The 16,112-nt window shown below is 49.1% G+C and carries 17 protein-coding genes; 6 read left to right on the forward strand and 11 right to left on the reverse strand.

Features of this window, described 5'->3' with window-relative positions:
• Positions 1-5 precede the first annotated feature (5 nt).
• The 9 genes from AZH53_RS02180 to AZH53_RS02220 all read right to left on the reverse strand — a co-directional run bounded on the left by AZH53_RS02180 (position 6) and on the right by AZH53_RS02220 (position 10,141).
• The gene (locus AZH53_RS02180) at positions 6-1,706 is read right to left on the reverse strand and encodes a YgiQ family radical SAM protein (RefSeq protein ID WP_319641916.1); all 1,701 of its coding nucleotides are present in this window, start codon (positions 1,704-1,706) and stop codon (positions 6-8) included.
• Positions 1,707-1,787: 81 nt separating this feature from the next.
• Positions 1,788-3,377 (reverse strand): FMN-binding glutamate synthase family protein, encoded by a 1,590-nt coding sequence (locus tag AZH53_RS02185; protein ID WP_319641917.1) that lies wholly within the window; start codon positions 3,375-3,377, stop codon positions 1,788-1,790.
• A 280-nt stretch (positions 3,378-3,657) separates the two neighbouring features.
• Positions 3,658-4,311, reverse strand: coding sequence for an NADPH-dependent F420 reductase (gene npdG, locus AZH53_RS02190; RefSeq protein WP_319641918.1), 654 nt, complete (start codon positions 4,309-4,311; stop codon positions 3,658-3,660).
• A gap of 439 nt (positions 4,312-4,750) precedes the next feature.
• Positions 4,751-6,532 carry a thiamine pyrophosphate-dependent enzyme gene (locus AZH53_RS02195; RefSeq protein ID WP_319641919.1) on the reverse strand — a complete coding sequence of 594 codons (1,782 nt, stop codon included), beginning with the start codon at positions 6,530-6,532 and terminating at the stop codon, positions 4,751-4,753.
• 75 nt (positions 6,533-6,607) lie between these two features.
• Positions 6,608-6,916 carry a hypothetical protein gene (locus AZH53_RS02200; protein ID WP_319641920.1) on the reverse strand — a complete coding sequence of 103 codons (309 nt, stop codon included), beginning with the start codon at positions 6,914-6,916 and terminating at the stop codon, positions 6,608-6,610.
• A 98-nt stretch (positions 6,917-7,014) separates the two neighbouring features.
• Entirely contained in the window at positions 7,015-7,917 is a 903-nt protein-coding gene (locus AZH53_RS02205) for an Mrp/NBP35 family ATP-binding protein (protein WP_319643622.1), read from the reverse strand.
• 130 nt (positions 7,918-8,047) lie between these two features.
• Positions 8,048-8,923: a tRNA (N6-threonylcarbamoyladenosine(37)-N6)-methyltransferase TrmO gene (gene tsaA, locus AZH53_RS02210; protein WP_319641921.1), complete on the reverse strand. Its 876-nt coding sequence runs from the start codon at positions 8,921-8,923 to the stop codon at positions 8,048-8,050.
• Positions 8,924-9,546: 623 nt separating this feature from the next.
• Positions 9,547-9,864 (reverse strand): transcriptional regulator, encoded by a 318-nt coding sequence (locus AZH53_RS02215; protein ID WP_319641922.1) that lies wholly within the window; start codon positions 9,862-9,864, stop codon positions 9,547-9,549.
• 7 nt (positions 9,865-9,871) lie between these two features.
• On the reverse strand, positions 9,872-10,141 hold the full coding sequence (locus AZH53_RS02220) for a helix-turn-helix domain-containing protein (protein ID WP_319641923.1): 270 nt from the start codon (positions 10,139-10,141) through the stop codon (positions 9,872-9,874).
• 250 nt (positions 10,142-10,391) lie between these two features.
• Here AZH53_RS02220 and AZH53_RS02225 point away from each other — a divergent pair, with 250 nt between their 5' ends.
• From AZH53_RS02225 to AZH53_RS02235, 3 genes are all read left to right on the forward strand, one after another.
• Positions 10,392-10,637 (forward strand): hypothetical protein, encoded by a 246-nt coding sequence (locus tag AZH53_RS02225; RefSeq protein ID WP_319641924.1) that lies wholly within the window; start codon positions 10,392-10,394, stop codon positions 10,635-10,637.
• On the forward strand, positions 10,634-10,990 hold the full coding sequence (locus AZH53_RS02230) for a peptidylprolyl isomerase (RefSeq protein WP_319641925.1): 357 nt from the start codon (positions 10,634-10,636) through the stop codon (positions 10,988-10,990). Before AZH53_RS02225 ends, AZH53_RS02230 begins: the two co-directional genes overlap by 4 nt.
• Positions 10,991-11,229: 239 nt before the next feature.
• Positions 11,230-11,769, forward strand: a complete 540-nt coding sequence (locus tag AZH53_RS02235; protein ID WP_319641926.1) for a cob(I)yrinic acid a,c-diamide adenosyltransferase — start codon at positions 11,230-11,232, stop codon at positions 11,767-11,769.
• Between the two features lie 5 nt (positions 11,770-11,774).
• Here AZH53_RS02235 and AZH53_RS02240 read toward each other — a convergent pair whose 3' ends face one another.
• Positions 11,775-12,344, reverse strand: coding sequence for an endonuclease dU (locus AZH53_RS02240; protein ID WP_319641927.1), 570 nt, complete (start codon positions 12,342-12,344; stop codon positions 11,775-11,777).
• Positions 12,341-13,153 (reverse strand): tetratricopeptide repeat protein, encoded by an 813-nt coding sequence (locus AZH53_RS02245; RefSeq protein ID WP_319641928.1) that lies wholly within the window; start codon positions 13,151-13,153, stop codon positions 12,341-12,343. The genes AZH53_RS02240 and AZH53_RS02245 overlap by 4 nt, the downstream gene beginning before the upstream one ends.
• A gap of 178 nt (positions 13,154-13,331) precedes the next feature.
• Here AZH53_RS02245 and AZH53_RS02250 point away from each other — a divergent pair, with 178 nt between their 5' ends.
• The 3 genes from AZH53_RS02250 to AZH53_RS02260 all read left to right on the forward strand — a co-directional run bounded on the left by AZH53_RS02250 (position 13,332) and on the right by AZH53_RS02260 (position 16,103).
• Entirely contained in the window at positions 13,332-14,177 is an 846-nt protein-coding gene (locus tag AZH53_RS02250; protein ID WP_319641929.1) for a metal-dependent hydrolase, read from the forward strand.
• A 237-nt stretch (positions 14,178-14,414) separates the two neighbouring features.
• Entirely contained in the window at positions 14,415-15,443 is a 1,029-nt protein-coding gene (locus AZH53_RS02255; RefSeq protein WP_319641930.1) for an inorganic phosphate transporter, read from the forward strand.
• Positions 15,444-15,446: 3 nt separating this feature from the next.
• Positions 15,447-16,103 (forward strand): DUF47 domain-containing protein, encoded by a 657-nt coding sequence (locus tag AZH53_RS02260; RefSeq protein ID WP_319641931.1) that lies wholly within the window; start codon positions 15,447-15,449, stop codon positions 16,101-16,103.
• Positions 16,104-16,112: the final 9 nt, after the last annotated feature.

Consider the following 16,112-nt stretch of genomic DNA (forward strand, 5'->3'; position numbering starts at 1 on the left):
ATTTTTCACCTGTTTCTCCGCGTCAGGATATTTTTCCTTTTTTCCAGTTCTCTTCTGTCCCTGACAACTTCAACGGGTTCTTCCGTACAGGGGTCATATCCGAGATAATACATGGCAGTTGAACGGGTGAGCGGTGACGGGGTGAATATCTGGAACTGGTTGCCATAGAGACAGTAGTGGTTCAGGAAGTCCCTCGTTCGGTAAATGTCCTCCTCATTCTCACCGGGATGACCGACAATAATATACGGCACAAGCCTGCGCGATACCTTCTCTTCCCTGCAGATACGTTCATACAGATGATGGAACTCGCCAAACACACTGGTGGGTGATTTATGCATGTGGCGAAGTACCCTGTCGCTTCCGGACTCGGGAGCCACTTTCATGTTCCCGGAAATATTCTCCTTCAGAATCTTTCGCAGAAAATATTCCGGAAGCACGGGGGATTCAAATCGCAATCCCGACCCGATAAAAACATGTCGAACACCCGGGCACTCTGCAGCGGTGTCGAGCAATGTCTGGTAGTCCCTGATGCCGGGAAGTAGGTTTTTACATCCGCTGCCATCCTTGAGGCAATCGTGGGTTATACATCCTCCGATGATGCATTGAGAGCCATACATATTCGCTGATGGGCCGCCTATGTCGGTGATGGTTCCCCCGAAACCAGGGACCTTTGTTATCGATCGAATTTCCCGTTCAATCGAATTTTTACTTCTGGAAACGATATCCGGACCCTGGTGGGAGGTGATGGCGCAGAATGCGCAATTTCCATAACAGCCACGATGCGCTGTAACAGAGTCACGAATCATCCGGTAGGCAGGAACATCATGATATTTTGGATGTGGCATCCGGGTATATGGCAGGTCATACACCGCATCCAGCTCCTCTGTTGTCAACGGGGATGCGGGGAACTGCACCAGATAGCGCGTGTCCTGTTTCTGTATGATGATTCTGCTCCTGTTCAATTTTTCAAAATCACAATATGCCCTGGCAAATGATTCTTTGTTCGTGCGAGCTTCCTCATAGGACGGAAGTTCAACAGGGGATGAAAGATCATCGGTCCCTCTCAGGGCGACTGCAGTGCCGGGAATCTGTTGATCTGCAAGGATGGCCCCATTGCGGAGCGCCGAAACCGCCTCCAGAAGAGGATACTCCCCCATGCCGTGAATCAGAAGGTCGGCCTTGCTGTCAAAAAGAATGCTCCGTCGTACCGTGTCTGACCACCAGTCATAGTGAGCAATGCGCCGGAGTGATGCTTCGATGCCTCCGATAATAATGGGGGTCCCTTTGCAGGCTGCACGAATCTGGCTGCAATATACCTGGACTGTTCTGTCCGGGCGTATTCTGTATCTTTTTGCATCCCCCTTTTTCGAAAAGTACGGGTCAGCACCATCGCAATACGGGTCGTCCTTACGGGGAATTCCCACTGCAGTGTAGTTGATCACCATTGAATCCATTGCGCCGCCGGAAACCGCAAATGCCAGGTTTGGCCTTCCGAATTCCATAAATGAATCGGAATCCTTCCATCTCGGCTGCGACAGGATGCCCACCCTGAATCCATGCGATTCGAGGAACCTGCCCAGTACAGCCATCCCGAATGAAGGATGATCGATATATGCATCGGGGGTGACGATGACGATATCGCAATTATCCCACCCGCGACGTTTCATCTCCTTTGCAGAGGTTGGAAGGAATGCATCGGATTTCATGCCAGAGGAGCTGTATTTGGAAAAATACCCTTTTGATATTCATTGATGTCGGAGGGAAAAAAAGAATGGGATAGTGTATGATTATCCGTCGAGAATCTCGTATGCCTCTGAACGGTAGGAGTCCATGACATACGGGATTCCGGAGATCTTTGCTGCTTCTTCGGTAAGGGAGAAGACGTCCTTGCGGGAGACAGAACTGAGGCTGAAGTTGCGGCTTCCTGCCATAATCTGCTGCATGCCGGTCTTGAAGCGCTGGGCGTAGGTGTAGATGCCGATAGCACCGAGCGGGATTTCATTGATTCTCTCGCCATATTTCTCCTTGAGTTCTTCGTAGGTGACAAAGATCTCTTCGACCGTTGTTCCGTATTTGGAAACGGTCTTGGGGAGTTCGCCCTTCTCGAGCCACTTGCCGATGTTCTTACCGACCATGCCCGGGATCATCAGGCCACGGCCCATGCAGACCGCCTTGAAGTACGGTGCGCCCATGGCGAGTGCCTTGAATGCGTTTGCTTCGTCGCCGAATCCTCCTGCGATCGCAAGGTCGGGTACGCGCAGACCCTTCTTCTCAAGTTCCTGAGCAAATTCGTAGGTGAGAGACTGGAGGTAGAACGTCGGGATACCCCATTCATTCATCATCGGCCACGGGCTCATACCAGTGCCGCCGGGTGCACCGTCAATGGTGAGCAGGTCGATCTTTGCCTCTGCACAATAGCGCATTGCCATTGCAAGTTCTTTCATGGAGTAGGCGCCGGTCTTGAGTGTGACACGCTTGAATCCAATGTCGCGCAGGCGGTCGACTTCCTCGAGGAATCCTTCCTTGCTTACGAATCCAAGACGGGAGTGGCGCTCGAATTCCTTAATTGCACCGTCCCTGTATGCTGCCTGAATATCAGCCCGGGTGGGGTCCGGAAGGACGATATATCCGCGTCTCTTCAGTTCAAGGGCCCGCTCAAGAGCACTGACTTTGATTTCGCCACCGATACACTTTGCACCCTGGCCCCATTTCAGTTCGAGGGTTTCGAGCTCGTGCTTCGCAGAGACATATTCCGCGGTTCCAAGCCGCGTGTCCTCGACATTCATCTGGACTAAGATCTCTCCGTACCCTTCGTGGAACTTCTTGTAGGTGTTGATCCTACGATCCATTTCGGGTGATTCAACGACTTTGTGGTTCGAGTCGAGTTTGAGCTGCGGGTCAACACCGCAGACGTTCTCACCACAGACGAGGGTGATACCGGAGATGGCCGCACCGACAGCAAAGTGCTCCCAGTTGGCACGGGCAATTTCCGTGGAACCGAGTGCACCGGTGAAGATCGGTACTTTCATCGGGACCTTGATATCCCAGCCGTATTCGGTTCCTACATTGACATCATCGAAGACGGCGGTGTCAGGGTTTGCTTCCACGCCTTCGGGAAGGCCGTTTGCACCGACTGCATATCCGTGAATGTTCAGGTGCGAGTAATCGACCGGATAGTTTTTGTCTGCGCCTGCCGTGATCTCTCCGAAGGGACCGGGGTAGAGTACTTCGCGCCCGCGGAAGGATGAAAGCCAGATTTCACAGTTACCTTTACATCCGTCGACACAACGTGTGCAGATACCTGATACGGGTGCTACATTGCGTGAACGGTTCGAGGTGTGAACCGCCTCGTTTGCATTAGGCTGTCTTAGGTTCATTGTCAACTCCTTTGATTGCAGTTATTGGTGCCGCAATAATATTTATGGGAAATTGTTTGGACCCTTGTGCCCCCAACCGTCAAAGACCGGGTGCGGCATAGATCTCCACCGGTAGGGTTATACCAAACAGGAATACATTTTCCTGATAATGTAAATAAACCTTTTTGTTTAGTATATAGTCTATATTTCTGTATATATTCGAAAAAAGTCCAATAATTAGCTTAATTTTAAAAAAATGCGGTTAATATAAGTTAAAAGAAAAATTGGGGCGATGAATGGGTTATTTAAATTGGATTCCAACATCCTTCATGCCGTTCAACCGTGCAATATTCAACACGAGCGGTGTTATCCCCTCAATTATCGGTGACATGGACAGGGGGCCGGCATCAAACGCCCTGAGATGGGAAACATCCTCCACAATTCCCATGACAAGGTGTTTGGCCGCATCGTCATCACCACACACGGCAACGGAATATTCGAGTTCCTCATCGAGTTGTTTCCATTTATTCGCAGCCACATTATTGAATGCGACAACAATACGGGCGGTTTCAGGGAGCATTGCCTTCAGGGCCAGTGCTGCGGAGCCCTCAGAGGGGGGCTGATAGCTAAAATGATCATTCCGGGCGATAGGATTGATAGGAGAAATAATAATTTTATCTTCAAATCCCGAGAGCGAGTCCACCGTTGATTTTAGATGTTTGAAAGGGATTGAGAGAACTACCACATCCCCACCATCGACGGCATCCTGATTTGTTCCTCCGCTACAGGAACAATTCCTGCATCCTCTCTCTGTGAGGAGGTCAATTGTGCAACTGCTTGTTTCCTCGGCACGATCCCTGTCCCTTGAACCGAGAATAACCTCGTGCTTATGAGAAAGGCGTCTGGCCAGGCCCTCTCCGATTTCTCCGGTTCCTCCGACAATTCCAATTTTCATACATAATCTCCGGGATGCATTCGGTATCGAAAACTTCTCTGATTGTACATACAACTTAGCCGAATATTAGTCTATTTGAATGTTAAGACCATTACTGTGATGAAAGACTAAGGGTATTATAGTAAGAAAATGGGCTATTTATACCATATATAACGGCGAAATCATGTATCCCCTTCTCTTCCGGGAGGCGTTGAATTCGACCTGCTACGGGGTGTTCCAGAGTCACTTGATTTCATCAGGGGATGTCTCTCAAAATTTAAGGTCTTGCCCGTCGTGTCCGGGTTGTCATGTTGCATGCAACCAGAAAAAATTGAAATTCCCGGTACTTCAGGCAGTGAAATTTGGTTCGTGACCACCTGGCGCCAGACCCGGAGAATATTGGAAAATTTTTTACCATCCCTCCAACCCCAAAATACTGGCTGGAAGACTGTCTGAAGGCTTAGGAGGGGGGAAACCTCCTGGCATCTGTTGCAATATCGACAATTGCGGGCAATTTCGAACCGAATGCATCGGAAACTGCTTGTTTGAGTTTATCTGGTTTCTCTACCTTTATGCCGAATCCTCCGCATGCACGTGCATATTCCGCAAAATCCGGATTGAGAAGTTCGGTGGCATAATTGGGATAATTTTCCGTCATCTGTTCGACCTGGATCATTCCCAGTTGCTTGTTGTTGAGAATGACCACCACTATCGGGAGATCATATTTAACTGCGGTGACAAATTCGGCCATCGCCATGGAAAATCCCCCGTCACCTGTAATGCAGAGGACGTCTTTGTCCGGGTATGCGAGCTTTCCTGCAATGGCTGCCGGAAGCCCAAAGCCCATCGCCGCAAGATAACCCGACATTGCAAAGCGCTGGTGTTGCATGCGGAAATTGCGCCCGAACCACCATTGGTTCTCACCGACGTCCACAGTTATTACGGCATCATCCGGAATAATCTCAGAGAGGGTCTTCATGATGAAGGGGGGGCGGACAGGAACTGCGGATGCGTCTGCTTCATGGTCTCTTTGGTTATTCCAGTCATGCTTCATATCCGCAATTATTTTTAGCACACCTCCTGGTTCCCGTGGTATGCAGAATTGCTGCAATGCAGGAGTTACCAGTGAGCATTCACCCCACAAGGGGTATGCTCTTGGTGAAATTCCAAGCTTTATCGGATTGATATCCACCTGGATTATATCGGTGTCGAGGGGGACGTTTGTATAGGTGGAAAATCCGACCCCAAGGGTGATGAGGAGATCCGCTTCCCTGACCAGATCACGGGTTGAGGGTGCCCCAACCGATCCCAGAATCCCCACACTCCAGGGATGATTCTCCGGGAGAATTCCTTTGGCCCGGAAGGTGGTCGCAATCGGTGCTGCGATGGTTGATGCGAACCGTACAACTTCTTCAGCAGCGCCACAGGCTCCCCATCCGGCAATGATCACCGGATTTTCGGATGCGTTGATTCTTTCAGCGGCCTTTTCGATGAGGGATGACTCCGGAAGTATGAATGGGTTGGCAATAATGGATTCTCGCCTGCAATATTCTAATTTGAGGGGTAGTTTCTGAATGTTATTTGGGATGGACAACTGGGCAACCCCATGTTCCAGAGTTGCATATTTCATTGCCCTTGTCAGAAGAATGACTGTTTTTTCCTTGTCATAGATGGTATTGTTGTAGACAGTCATGGGACGGAAGAAGGCATCCTGATCGATCTCCTGGAATCCACCCGGTCCTGAGTACTGGATTTGAACCTGGCCGTTGAGGGAGAGCACTGAGGCATGATCCGCCTGCGCGTCGTATAGACCGGTTGCAAGATTTGTTGCCCCCGGACCGGCAATCGTCAGGCACGCCGCGATCTTTCCTGTCAGCTTGTTATAGGCGGATGCCGCCATTGCAGCATTCTCCTCATGTCGTACAACGATATATCTGAGTGAATCATTTTTTCGCAGGGCATCCACCAGACCGAGTGAAGATGTACCTGGAAGGCCGAAAACATATCGCACTCCCCATTTATCCAATTCAGTGATAATTACGTCCGAAACGGTCTTTTCGGAGTCCGCATGAACGTCGGTGGTGTCGATTTTCTCAAATGCACTTTTTGGTGCACCACATACCGGACATGTCCAGTCGGAGGGGAGATCAGTAAATGCGGTATCCGCTGCGATCCCCATTGACTCCTCCCCCTTTTCTTCATTGTAAATATATCCACATACAGTACATTTCCATCCAGCCATAAGCGCCCCTCGCTACTCCTGACTGTCATGAAGAGATGATATAAGTTGTGCATTATTGAACGGTACATTTCCAGTTCAATCGGATGGAATCGGTTCGGATTCAAGCATGAGCATACCGAATATCACTTTTTCCAATATCTGTGAGACATATTTGATCTTTTGCATTTCATCGATGTTTTCGTAGCGGTGGATATCCGCGTATATCTGGATTCGGACGAGACCGAAATGCAGATGATCCAGATCCTCGGCCGTCAGGGTAACTGCCTTATGGTAGATCGGTTCAACAGCGAGGGGAAGGGTGTTGATGTTTTCAAGACAGGGGACAATGTCGGAGAAGATTGCAAGCGGGTCCTTCCCGCCTGAAAGGATAAGCAAGAGATCCATAGTCTAATTCCTGCCGCTGAATTAATTATGTCTTTCATTACCTGCGGCATCAGAAAAATGGATAAATCCCGTTACCGGGAGTTTAGGGAATTGTCTTATTAGTTTTCCGTTTTTATCTGTGCGAGGATGTTATCCATGACCTCATCAACCTTTTCCCACGTTGCCTGGTGCTGTTTATCCCCTGCCTTTCTGAGAACAAATGGCCGGCCTTCGTCACCTGCCTTTCGCATCTCCGGATCCAGAGGTATTGCGCCCAGGAATGGGACACCAAGATCTTCTGCCGCCTTCTTTCCTCCGCCTTCTCCAAAGAGGTCGATCGCCTCACCGCAGTGGGGACATACCATTCCTGACATATTCTCTACAATGCCAAGCACCGGGTAACCCAGCTGTTGAACAAAGGTCACTGCCTTGGTGGAATCAAGAACGGCAACATCCTGCGGGGTGGTGACGATAACCGCCCCATCGATGTTGGGTGCAAGCTGTGCAACTGAGAGGGCCTCGTCGCCGGTTCCGGGGGGGAGATCGACGATGAGGTATTCCATATCCCCCCAGTTTACATCCTCGAGGAACTGGCGGATTGCGGTAAACTTCATCGGACCACGCCATACAACAGGAGAAGACGTTTCCGGAAGGAGGAAGGCCATCGATACGACACCTAGTTTGCCGGTTATCTGGACGGGCTCAATCCTTTTCCCATCATATGACTGGAGCCTCTGATCCTCGACCCCAAGCATTTTGGGAATGTTGGGTCCGTGTATATCGAGATCTACGAGGCCGGTATTATAGCCCTTGTTTGCAAGGGACATGGCGAGGTTTGCAGCAACAGTGCTTTTTCCAACCCCCCCCTTCCCTGAAAGAACCAAGATGACGTGTTTGACGTTAATTTTCACTTTTTCCGTCATTGGATTGTTCTTTTTCGGATCATCACATGATGCCGCGCTTGTGCAGTTTTTACAGTTACCATCGCATTCCGGGGTCTGTCTTGCAGAGTTATCAGCCATTATGTCTCTCCTGAAATTATTTTTCAGAATTGTACTAAAATGTTCTAATTTACCGGTGATAAATTTATACATGGTTTCAATTGGGGATCCTGTTGGATTCCAGTTGCAATCCATGCGGCTTGAAGTTCTATTAATGGTGCAAATCCCTTTCTTTATCCTTCTTAATGACTGGTTTTATATCGATCACCGGGGTGCCGTCAACAGCATCTATGCCTCTGACATGAAGGATGCGCCCGGTACGCGAGATGAGTTTCACTTCTTCCAGGGCTAACGGGTTGGGTCTTGCTGGTGATCTGGTCGAGAAGACCCCCCTCGGTTTGGTATGTCCATGGGGGATGACGGTTAACACCTCCCTTTCAGCACGATCAAACCAACACTGGACAATCAGTTCATCTCCGTCCTGAAGGCCCTCGAGACCTTCTTCAAACTCGGGGAAAAGTTCGATGGTGGATATGCCTGATTCGAGACGTCCCTGGTGCGGTGCTTCACTCAGGGTGGAATATGGGGAGTGGACAATCCCGATGGGAGTTAATTCAATTCTGTTTTTTGCTTCCGGAGATGAAGGAATGGTGGACTTCTTCCGTTGTATTGGGATGATATTTATATTATCAAGGATCTCATTGCATTTTGCATCGGCAATGGCGATGAATGGATTCGTCCTTGGGACGTGAGTAAATGTAGTTGATTCAAATCGACTGAGCAGCTTTTTTACCTGGGAGAAACGCTCCTGAAGACCCCTGTCGCGGACCTTGTATTCTCCGTTGATCTGACGAACCACAAGCTGACTGTCGGAGTAGATATTGATGGCAGACCATCCTTCTTCCCGAGCCTTCTCAAGCGCGTGAATGATGGCAGTATATTCTGCCTGATTATTTGTACAGGTTCCGATAAATTTTCCTTGTTTATGAATGATATTCCCTCTTTGAACAACAATATAAGCCCAGGCTGCGTTTCCCGGATTCCCTCTTGAGGCACCATCGGTATAAATGTCAATCCCTTCGTCCATGTACTTTGACATAGGGTGAGATGGGCAAAAACCTTGTTCATGAGAAGTCCTCAGATGGTGCGTATTGCATACCGGACAATACACCTTATCGGGTCCTTATTGTGGTTGTGTTATGATATATTGCTGAATGTCGTGAGATCCATGGAGATTTGATGTATTGCTATCCTTTTGGAGTTGAGGTTATTTTTCCACTGACATGATGGAAAGGTTGGCATGGGGATTCCGGCAATGGGGCCGGAGTCTTTGATGCAGATTCTGAAAGATGTATGAATGGTATCGAATTGATTATGGTATCCTGATCCAGCGAGAATGACCCCTGTGGGATAAACAATGGCTCGGTTTCAATTTCTTGTGATGTCTACCGTAAAAATGAACGGCTCTGGAAGCATGAGGTACGGTTCATCCCCAATATGAGATGAAGGTGGGTTATTTATCCCTCCCTCTGAGAGTCATGGAAGAATTCCCCGCGCAATGGTGGGATAGTCTCTTTGTCATGACAATTTCAACGGATTAAAAGCCGGCACTCATCAACGTTCTCAAAATTGCTGACGAAAAAAAGCTGGTGGATTAGTGCTGGTGCGGTGTCTGCCATGATATCTTTGGGCACCGGATGTGCCGTCCGATTATTTGTTCATCTCATTGTTGCGAACACAGCAACAGATATCACAGATGGTTACAGAACCGTCACCCGAGATCAGTGATAATGCCCATTGCTCAATCACATCATCCAGATCCGGCGACATTTCTATGAAGCGACATCCCCTCTTTCTGCTGACATACTGTGATACGGCGGCAGGAGAAAGCCCCATATATTTTGCCACGGTTCTCTGTGAAATTCCTTTTTTACAGACGAGACGTGAAACAAGTTCAGCACGTACCTGCGGGAGATATTGACGAACAACTTCATCGCAAACCCCGATATCACAGAAAGGGCTTTTCATATTCACCTCATGCAACCATAGCAGTCTGCGTTTCTTCGGATTGAATTGACTTTTTTGTCTGGTAGAGAACCTGACGGGCATCCTTGAAATTGAATTTTTCAATAATCAAACCGGATTCCTTCAGTCTCTTAATCGCGTATCTGATCGTCCGTGGTGCAATGTCCACTTCTTCGGTCACTTCCTTGAAAGTTCTGGCCTTACCATCTTCAAGGAGGAGAAGAACTCTTCTGGAAGAAGGGGGGAGCCGTATGTTGTTCACACTGTTAACGACCGACATGATCTGTATGTTAACGCTGTGAACTATTAAACTTATCGTGATATGTTTCATCATAGCACGTGTCCACGATTGCCGGTTGAATACTATGGGGATATGATCGGATTGATAAAAAGTAAGATGCGGGAATTTTCCTGATCGAGCGAATAGCGGAATATTCCTTTCGAGAATATATGGGAATGATTTTTGTGATGTATCGACAGCACGATTGGGAATCAAAATGCCCTTCATCCGGAGTATCCGGGAGAGAGGGTTGGAAGAAATGATGGGGATTTCATTTCTAAAACCATTCAATGTCTGTAATTTCTTCGGTATCATCAGAAGCAGTGATATTGACAGGGGCCAATTCTACCCCGGCTCTTGGCATCGCCGCATGTTCAGGGATTGTATGCGGGAATATGGTGACGGGGATCTCTCCCGGATTTTTTCAGCGGCATTCATGGCCTCAGTTGTGGTGACCATCATCGCATTTTGGTTGATGGATCGAATAAACGGATGAACTCCTTCCCGGAGCAAACCGGTTACATCAATAAACAGCTTTTTTCCTTCTGGGAAGCGGATATTATTGTAATGTCAAATCAGGTGCACGCTTCCCACATTTTGGTGAAGTCCGAGACGGAAGCCAAAAAGATCATCGAAAGAATTGAATCCGGAGAAGATTTTACAATCATCGCACGTGAGTGTTCAGTCTGCCCTTCCGGACAGAATGGCGGCGACCTCGGTTGGTTTGAGCGGGGATGCATGGTTCCCGATTTTGAGAAGGCCTGTTTCGATGGGAAAGCCGGGACTATTGTCGGCCCAATTCAGACACGGTTCGGTTGGCATGTAATTCATATCATCGAGACGAAATGATCATTCTGTCATAATAACAGGAAAAACGAAATTCCCCCCATTTTTATTGAGGACCTGCATAGTCCGAAATATTTGTCCTGTCAGCAGAGGCTCGTTTATGACTGGATTATCATACTGCGCGTTATATCCTCCATTTTTCGGACGGAACACATGTCGCATAATTCCGCAGGAACGTAAGAATACCCTTATCTGATGTTTATCCCAAGATTCTGACATAAACAGGGGAGCGGGGAACACTTTTGACTTCGGAAGATGGTAGGCACGCCGGGAAAGGATATGTCCATGTCAACACCGGTAACGGGAAAGGGAAGACAACGGCAGCGCTTGGGGTGGCACTGCGTACCGTACTTTGCGGAAAGCGAGTGTATTTTGCACAATTCATTAAAGGTGCAGATACCAGCGAGTTATTGCTACCCGGATATCTGGAAGGTTTTACCATTGTCCAGTACGGTCGTGGACGATTTGTAGGGCAACAACCCGACCCGCAGGATATACATGCAGCACGTAGAGGGTTTGGTATCTGCAGGGAGATTCTTGTCTCAGGTGCGTATGATCTTGTGGTACTCGATGAAGTGAATCTCGCGGTGCACTATGATCTTCTGACCATTGAAGAGGTTATCGATGCGCTTGACCACAGGGCCCCGCATGTAGAAGTCATATGCACAGGAAGGTATGCTCATCCAAATATTGTCGACTATGCGGATCTGGTAACGGAGATGGTTATGATTAAACATTACTATGGCCGTGGTGTGCGGGGAAGAAGAGGAATTGAATATTGAAGTGATTATCGGTAATCATAGAACCTGTCAGCGCCGCGGGCTACAAGTCGTGCGACTCTGACCGGCTCCGGGACATGGCCCTGCCGGGTGAAGATATTACAGAGCCTCCCTGCTGCGCCATGATCCGTTCCCCATGCCCTCAGGTAGATGGTTTTACCGGTGGAAAGGGGATAGGATATCCTTGCTCCCAGTTTCAGATAGCAGGAGAGGCGCTCCTCATCTTCCGGAAAATGATGCCTGATGTCATCATGAAGACCATCCGATTCCTCATAGGAAACCCCAATGACCGGTATGCCGGTTACCTCACGTATATGATCGGAATCGATGATATTAAACCATGAGATGATACATCCGCTCAGCAAAATGGCGTTGATATCATCCCGTCCAAGAGTATTCCATATATCAAGAACAGCATTTGTTGCATCTTTTCCTCCGATGGTTGCTTTAGAGAAGGCACATCCATCGATGATCAGGTCTCTTCGCATCACGATGCCGCATAAAAGAGATGATTCTCTATTTCGATAACTTTCGGCGATGCCCAGGATTCTGATACCGGGTTTTTCGAGGTGCATCATCTCTTCCTGATAAGCCGCCGCAGAAGGCCCGCCCCGGCAGCCACAACGAGTATCAATCCTGCGGCGGCGAATATCATCATGGGGGATACTGAGGTTTCGTTATAGAGGCGCTGGGCTTCATTAAGGTTTTGCTCAGGTGTCGGTGCTCCCGGATAGGGGATGGCGTATCTATCTTCTGAAGACTCGACGGCAGCGGTGAGGACATCGACAGCTTTTCCGTAATCACCACTTTTTATCAGGATCATTCCTTTGGTATTCAGGTATACAGCATTGTCCGGTTCCAGGCTCACGGCCTGTTCTGTGGCGATGAGGGCGTTCTTTTCGTCATCCTGCCCCAGAAGGCCTAGTGCGATGATATTATATGCTGCTGCCTCCATCGGTTTTATGCTGAGAGCCGATTCGGCATTCTTACGCGCCTCGAGCCAGTTGCCGAGTGCAATGTATGCATATCCCTTGTTCAGGTAGTTGAGATGATTATTCGGGTACCGTTCGATTCCTTCATCGGCCACCTTCAGGGATTCATTATATGCTCCCATCATCCTCAGGGCATACGCCCATTCGTACCAAATCTCTTCCCCGCTGGTCGGGTTATTATTTGTGATGAGTTCGGCATAGGCGGCAGCCCGTGGCCAGTTTCCCTCTTCAAATGCAATATGCAGCGTGGCAGTCGCATTAGTTATGTTGATCTCCGCCGGAGCAACCGAGACTCCCGCATTGACGGCTCCCGCAGGGAAGATGAGGGCGGCATTGGCGATAATGCAAAGAAGTACGGTTGCCTTCAGGACATGTAGCATCTTTTCCGATTCCATAAGCACACAAATATTGGTGCAGTATCAGATGAAATATCTGCGGCCTTCACCGCTTTCTTAGTCATCACGTTGACGCAGGATAGACTTCAATACCATTTAGTACCTTTGGAATCTATCTGGAATTGTGGATTCGTTTACGCATGCTTTTATCGTCTCTCTTCCTCTATTTGCCCTCGGTATGGCATATCTCGTCCCGTTTGCCGTTCTTGGGGCGGTTATCCCCGATATTGATGTGGTCTTTGAGCTGTTGCCGGATGATAATCCATCGTCCTACATATTTTCCCACGGGGGCATAACCCATAGTCTTGCCGGCGCAGTCGTGATCTCACTGATTGCCTTTGCCGCAATCTTCGTCCTGAGCCGTTTTATGGGAATAGGGGGCGGCATTTCAGAAAATGCGTCCACTTTCGTGCTCCTTGCCATCATGGGAGGAGCAATCCTGCATGTATTACTGGATTATCTTGCATACCCGGGCATCCCTCTCCTGTACCCATTTTCAGCGGAAAAAATGACGGCGGGAATCTTTGCCGGCCCAAATCCGTTCCTCCTTCTTATAAGCCTTATCCTCCTTGTATTGATTCTCATCAAAAAGGTGGGTAATCAACATATAATCGCCTATATGGTGCTTATTTTGGTGGTCATTCTTCTGAGTGCCGGAATGAAATGTTACGTCTCATTCCAGACAGATGGAGAGACGGTGCCGGGTATGAACCCTCTCAACTGGACGATAATCAAGGAGGATGACGTTTCATACACCATACAGGCGTATCATCTCTTCGATGGAGTTACCGGTGAAAAAAGATATGAAAAATATACAAATATCACTCCCCGGGAAGCGAGCAGATATTGGGATGTCCCGGAAGTCCGGAGGCTGCGCTACTATTCGTACATAACGACGATCGAGAAAAGTACGGACGGCATTACCTTTTGTGACCCGCTTAGGGAGAGCGGGATTTTCCTGTATCCCACCAAGCATGTCACCTACAGCATGCCGGAATTCGTGGAGTACTCTGCAGGGTCCTGAGGGAAATCAGCGATATTATCGACACTCGTTTCCCGGCCTTGTACCGGGACGGGGATCTCATGGCCTCCTTTCTATATAATGGGCTAATACAGTGACCCATGAGGAAATCCGCGGTATTGCATGCAATTTGGTGAGGGGCATATGTATTTTAATGGTCAATACGAATATGGCGGAGGGAACAGCGTCTGAATAAGGACGGCGTGATCGCATCAAACGGGAATTTGAAGGTGGCTGAGCGTGCTTGAGATTGCAATTCTTACCATAGTAATCGCCTTCATCTTCACCTTCACCAACGGATTTCAGGATGCCGCTCCGATTGCTGCGACGTTTATCACCTCCCGTTCGGCCCAGCCACGGCAGGCAATCGTTTTTGTTGCTGCGATGGTATGTCTGGGGGCACTATTGGGAGGTACGGCTGTGGCTTTTACGCTTTCTGGTCTTCTGACAACGGTTTCTGGAGGGGAGACGGTGCAAGTCCTCCTCATTGCGATGATCGTAGCAACGGCGTGGAACATCCTGACCTGGAAATACGGCCTTCCCTCCTCATCGACACATGCGCTTATCGGTGGCATCGTTGGTGCCGGAATTGCAGCGGCAGGCATTGGAGGGGTCTACTGGGGAGTGACAGACATCATTTTCCCGCCGCATGAACTGGCCGGTATCGTAAAGGTTCTGGTCTTTCTCGTGTTGTCAGTGATTATCGGATTTGCCGGTAGCTATTGTCTGCATAAGGCAGCCGGTATTTTATTGAGGAATTCAAAAAGATCCATCAATAGCCGGATCATGGAATTGAACTGGATGACGGCAGGAGCAATCGGGTTTGGCCATGGTGCAAACGATTCCCAAAAACAGCTGGGCATCATTGCTCTTGCCCTGTTTGCCGCCGGTCAGTCGGCATCTGTCACCATTCCGGACTGGGCCAGGGTGGTCTGTGCAGTGCTTATGGCCCTTGGTACGATAGGGGGCGGGTGGCGTATCATGAATACCCTCGGCAACAGAATATTCAGGATCGAGCCCATTCATTCATTCGATTCGCAGGTGTTTTCCGGTGCATCCATATGGATATCTACCCTCGCGGGCGCCCCTGTGTCGTCGAACCAGATCATCTCATCGTCGATTCTCGGGGTAGGTGCAGCTGAAAATCCAAGGAAAGTCCATTGGTTCGTGGGAAAGGATGTGGTTGCCGCAATGTTCGTTACAATTCCGGCGACGGCATTAGTGTCCGGGTTCCTGTATGGCATCGTATTCAATCTTCCGGGAGTGTGAGATATGGTGAAAAGCGACTATGAAGCGAAGGGAACAGGGAAGAAAAAAGGTATCTTCAGTTCACTGTTTCCCCGGCAGTACGATTTCGAACAGATGCTTGTCGATCAGGCGAACCGGACACTCGAAGGCGTGTGCACGCTCGTGTACTGGCTGAAGAAAACCCCTCATGACGAGCCGGTAAATCTTCAAACGATCGAGGAGGAGGTCGACACCATGCGGCATGAAATGGAGGAGATTCTGATAAGTTCTTTTTCAACACCGTTTGATCGCCAGGATATCTATGGATTGTCCCGCCGAATGGACTATATCCTGAACTTTTCCATCGAAACGGCCCGGGAGATGCATGCTTTTGGTGTATGTCCCGATGAGCCGATTTTGTCGATGGCAAAGGCGCTCTATCTTGGGACCCAGAATCTGGCAGATGGTATCCGGGTCATGAAATCCGACAAGTCAAAGGTGGAGGATAGTATCAGAAGGGCACGGGATCATACGCGTGAGATCGAGAATATCTATATTCTCAGCATGGCGGATCTCCTGCATACCGAGGATGCCATGGATGCTCTCAGAAGAAGGGAGATATATCATCATCTCCGCGATGCGGGCCGTGCCCTTGGCTCCACGCTGGATATTCTCCATAATACCATCGTGGGAATGAGCTGATATTGCGCG

The organism is Methanovulcanius yangii, from assembly GCF_018687785.1.
GTDB lineage: Archaea > Halobacteriota > Methanomicrobia > Methanomicrobiales > Methanomicrobiaceae > Methanovulcanius > Methanovulcanius yangii.

Excerpts from the sequence above, each read along its gene's own strand:
- AZH53_RS02180 (WP_319641916.1), bottom strand. The coding sequence starts at position 1,706 with ATGAAATCCGATGCATTCCTTCCAACCTCTGCAAAGGAGATGAAACGT.
- AZH53_RS02185 (WP_319641917.1), bottom strand. The coding sequence starts at position 3,377 with ATGAACCTAAGACAGCCTAATGCAAACGAGGCGGTTCACACCTCGAAC.
- npdG (WP_319641918.1), bottom strand. The coding sequence starts at position 4,311 with ATGAAAATTGGAATTGTCGGAGGAACCGGAGAAATCGGAGAGGGCCTG.
- AZH53_RS02195 (WP_319641919.1), bottom strand. The coding sequence starts at position 6,532 with ATGGCTGGATGGAAATGTACTGTATGTGGATATATTTACAATGAAGAA.
- AZH53_RS02200 (WP_319641920.1), bottom strand. The coding sequence starts at position 6,916 with ATGGATCTCTTGCTTATCCTTTCAGGCGGGAAGGACCCGCTTGCAATC.
- AZH53_RS02205 (WP_319643622.1), bottom strand. The coding sequence starts at position 7,917 with ATGGCTGATAACTCTGCAAGACAGACCCCGGAATGCGATGGTAACTGT.
- tsaA (WP_319641921.1), bottom strand. The coding sequence starts at position 8,923 with ATGGACGAAGGGATTGACATTTATACCGATGGTGCCTCAAGAGGGAAT.
- AZH53_RS02215 (WP_319641922.1), bottom strand. The coding sequence starts at position 9,864 with ATGAAAAGCCCTTTCTGTGATATCGGGGTTTGCGATGAAGTTGTTCGT.
- AZH53_RS02220 (WP_319641923.1), bottom strand. The coding sequence starts at position 10,141 with ATGTCGGTCGTTAACAGTGTGAACAACATACGGCTCCCCCCTTCTTCC.
- AZH53_RS02230 (WP_319641925.1), top strand. The coding sequence starts at position 10,634 with ATGAACTCCTTCCCGGAGCAAACCGGTTACATCAATAAACAGCTTTTT.
- AZH53_RS02240 (WP_319641927.1), bottom strand. The coding sequence starts at position 12,344 with ATGATGCACCTCGAAAAACCCGGTATCAGAATCCTGGGCATCGCCGAA.
- AZH53_RS02245 (WP_319641928.1), bottom strand. The coding sequence starts at position 13,153 with ATGGAATCGGAAAAGATGCTACATGTCCTGAAGGCAACCGTACTTCTT.
- AZH53_RS02250 (WP_319641929.1), top strand. The coding sequence starts at position 13,332 with ATGGCATATCTCGTCCCGTTTGCCGTTCTTGGGGCGGTTATCCCCGAT.
- AZH53_RS02260 (WP_319641931.1), top strand. The coding sequence starts at position 15,447 with ATGGTGAAAAGCGACTATGAAGCGAAGGGAACAGGGAAGAAAAAAGGT.